Annotated in this window: 3 protein-coding genes and 1 pseudogene; 1 reads left to right on the top strand and 3 read right to left on the bottom strand. The window is 44.5% G+C overall.

Translation table 11 applies throughout. The features are described 5' to 3' along the window. Positions 1 to 251 (bottom strand): annotated as a pseudogene (locus ACT3QP_RS14430) (MobA/MobL family protein); the annotation flags it as partial. A 234-nt stretch (positions 252 to 485) separates the two neighbouring features. On the opposite strand from ACT3QP_RS14430, the gene ACT3QP_RS14425 reads away from it, so the two are divergent. Next, positions 486 to 893 (top strand): hypothetical protein, encoded by a 408-nt coding sequence (locus tag ACT3QP_RS14425; RefSeq protein ID WP_444525981.1) that lies wholly within the window; start codon positions 486 to 488, stop codon positions 891 to 893. Here ACT3QP_RS14425 and ACT3QP_RS14420 read toward each other — a convergent pair whose 3' ends face one another. Both ACT3QP_RS14420 and ACT3QP_RS14415 read right to left on the bottom strand, forming a co-directional pair. Then, on the bottom strand, positions 894 to 1,256 hold the full coding sequence (locus ACT3QP_RS14420) for a hypothetical protein (protein ID WP_444525980.1): 363 nt from the start codon (positions 1,254 to 1,256) through the stop codon (positions 894 to 896). A 1,178-nt stretch (positions 1,257 to 2,434) separates the two neighbouring features. Continuing rightward, positions 2,435 to 3,407 (bottom strand): MobA/MobL family protein (locus tag ACT3QP_RS14415; RefSeq protein ID WP_444525979.1); only part of this gene is annotated, 973 nt, incomplete at its 5' end.

Genomic DNA, 3,407 nt, shown 5'->3' with positions numbered 1-3,407 from the left:
AACTCTCGCGGCAACGCGATCACATGCTCTCTATATGTGCTACCGTTTTTTCGTTCATGCTCATCTGACATTCTCCAAAAGTAATTGGGTTCGCTTTCGGCCCACTTGGGCATATTGCCATGCCCTGTGAACTCTAATTTTTCAAGGTTATCATCGGGCTTAGCATATTTTCCCTCTCTGGCAATATATTGGGCATGTGGCCCTGCCTTGCCTTTGCTCCCAGTACCAACGCTTAATCTCGCTATTGCCATGATTTTTTGCTCTTTTTGTTTTTGTCAGGTGCTAACCTGATTGGGGATTGCAAAGGGGTTTATCCCTTGCCACGCCGTTTCTCATTCTAGTAGCGTTAGCGGATAGAATGAGAAACGTCTAAGCGTGCCCTTGTTCTACTCGAACAGGTTAACAACCATCGGACTACTAAAATAATATCATAATATGTTAGAGTGTTGGAATCTTAAAAAAAATACTGGTAACGGGGTTTTATGATGCGTATCGACACTGAGTACTTAGAATCACTTGTGAGACGTTTTGAGGGGTTCAACAAGCCAACAGACGCACAGCAGTTAATTGTCACTTTAGGCAGCAAACAAGACCGCACAGCTGACGATGATAAAAAGCTAGCGGTACTGCTACGCGCGGAGAAAAAAGCTGAAGAACTGGCAGATGCTCGGGCAAAAACTAGAAAGATGCTGGACTCGGTGAAAGGTGAAGAACGCAAGAAACGGACAAGGCGACAAATAATTTGGGGGTCAGCACTTCTAACAGCAGCACAGGACGAACCACACTTCGCTAGATTAGCTTCATTATTGTTCGATGATGGGTACATAGCGGAAAAAGATAAAGACGCTGTACGAGCCGATTATGAAGCTCTGACAACGTCCTATGGTGAATAATTAGAAACACCAACTTTTAGGGGTCGGCATACCTGTAGCATCACGAGGGGTCGCGTACTCTTTTAAGGTTTCTGCGGGTCTGTATTCTTCTGTCAGCGAGTAGATGCTCTCTTCAGCTGATAGCTTTTTGATGAGATGCTCTGTTTGCTCTTCTTTTTGATGGGCCGTATCTAAAACCTCGGCCCTTTTCGCGTCAGGGTCATCATGTAGCCCTGAGACGTTGTGGCCCATACGGTTGGCTAGGTGCATATATTCTAGGTCGGTAATCTCATGTAGTACGCACAGAGCATGTAAAATCTGATCGATGTCCTGTGGTGTGAGCTGTACTGATTTGGGGGCAGTGTCAATGATGGGGTTGTTCATGTTATTTATTCCCCGTGTTCGTGAATAAGTCACCTTGGCCATTCTTTTTGATGTAGTCGCGCATGAATGCTCGGATAGCCTGAGATGCTGTTGTATCAGTGTTTGAGCACGCATGATGAAAAGATTTTATGAGGTCTTCTTCAACTCGAATTGTGAACGCTTTTGTAGTCATATTTTTCGCCTTATTAAGTACATATTGATTACATACTTAGTATGTACTATGTATGTACAGATAACAAGCGTTTTTATTCAATTATTTTTGTCGCGGACTTTGTACATACAGTGTATGTATCTTTTCATACTCATACTTTATCAGCGTCTCTATAAAGCCCTAGCAGCATTAGGTGTGGGGGGCAGGGTCTAAAGAGTATCTATTCACATTAGGTGTGTGAGTCATAGATGAGAATTGCGACTCTCTTTCAAGGGCTGTATGTATATATATTCTTTCTAATTTAATTTGTTAATTCAGTAAATAGCCTAAGTATATTTATATGCTCTTGGTTGAGCTTGGAGCAGATATCGGACACACTCACCCTAAAGCGATTTCGAGCAATATGCTCATCACTTTAGTGTGTATCCGATTCAATGGTATGCCCTCGGCATCGCTCATCGCGTCAATCGGGTGTCATCACTGTATCAAGCTGACACTGTTAAAATTACGATTGATAGCACCGCCCTAACACGCTTTTAACCGCCATACAGACTGTTCCGCAAGGTATTATCCAATATACGTACTAGGCTGACCTATATGACCACTCATTGCGCTGTCTACTCTGTTAGGAAACCCCTGTAATAGACTTAACCCTGTAGCTGAATGCAGTCGTCACTGATGCCTGCCACCCATTCAGCGGGTACAGTACAGAGAGAGCGACACAAAGAATAACGAACAAATAGGCGGTATAACTAATATTTCGTACTGGGAGTTGAGTTTTGAGCAGAATATGGATAAAATAGCCGTTAAACGGGTATTCATTTACTGTTCAAATAACGCACCGCGAATGCTTATTTGTTCGTTACGGAGTGTTTCAGCACTCTGTAACCGTTAACCTATTAAAGAGGAAACGCCCCTAGGTGTCAATACTAGGGGCGTTTTTTTTGTTGTATGGTCGAGTATTAGCCATGATCAGGCGGGCGTTATCGCCTGTCCTGGCTAATGCTGACCCAATAACCGTAGGGCGTTAGCGTCTCATACGGTGGCCCTTAGTGGGGGTTTGTTGTGGCTCTATGGTTTGTTGTGGCTCTATGGTTTGTCGTGGCTCTGGTGGCGCTCTATGGTCTTTGGGGTTGTGCATCAGGTCGATAATATCCTGATTTTTGGCTACGTTATCAGCACTGGCAAAGAACTCGTACACTCTACGCATGTGACCGCGCACATCTTCACTAGCTAGGCGGTTCAAGTCGTTATCTTCGGCCCATTGATTGATTTTTTCTAGCTGCTGCTCATCAAATTTTTGCTCATTGTCGGGGTCGTTGGGGTCATCTTGTAAGCTCATGATATGGCTGTCTTGATGTCTTGATAGCAAAGGCATTGCTAGATAATGGCTCATGTTCTCACCATCGTTTATACGTGCTACAGCATCGACAATCCATTCATACTCGTATGGTTGGGCCGTTTGGCTCTTCTCTGTGAGTCGTTCAATCTCAGCCCTTATATTAATACTGTCTTTATCTTGTAAGGCTCTTAGATGCTCAGCTTTAGCGTTTAGCCACTCTTTGTATGTTTCAATGACAGATGGCATTTTGAATTGTCGCATAGTGAGATTTACAGGCTCACGCTCGATGCCTTGGGCCTTTAACGACTTCATGCTGATACGTGCGTCACTACCTGCTCGTGCTAGGTGAGCATTACACAGATTCTCCCATCGCTCCCTCTGTGCTATTAGGTCGGCTTTTCGTTCTGCGTGTCCTAGTCCTGTGTTAGCTTTTTTTGCCCCGCCCTTTTCGGGATTTTTTGCGTTATACCGCTTAAAATATTGGTCAGGGTCGCGCTCGATGCCGTCTATCGTTCGCTCTGAGAACATCAAATGGCAATGCGGTTGCTCCAAGCCGTCCAAGGCAGGGGGATTGTGTATTGCGTACTGGTAAGCGTGCTTGTCGCCTATTTCCTGCGCTATCCAATCTTTAATAAGCTCATGACGTTGGTCGATAGTT

Origin of the sequence: Psychrobacter sp. AOP7-B1-24 (genome assembly GCF_052376215.1) — a bacterium.
Taxonomy (GTDB): domain Bacteria; phylum Pseudomonadota; class Gammaproteobacteria; order Pseudomonadales; family Moraxellaceae; genus Psychrobacter.
Note: the sequence above shows the minus strand (reverse complement) of the source record. Positions and strands in the feature narration are given on the sequence as shown.

What these genes read in the sequence shown, in the direction of transcription:
- ACT3QP_RS14425 (WP_444525981.1), top strand. Translation starts at nt 486, where the DNA reads ATGCGTATCGACACTGAGTACTTAGAATCACTTGTGAGACGTTTTGAG.
- ACT3QP_RS14420 (WP_444525980.1), bottom strand. Translation starts at nt 1,256, where the DNA reads ATGAACAACCCCATCATTGACACTGCCCCCAAATCAGTACAGCTCACA.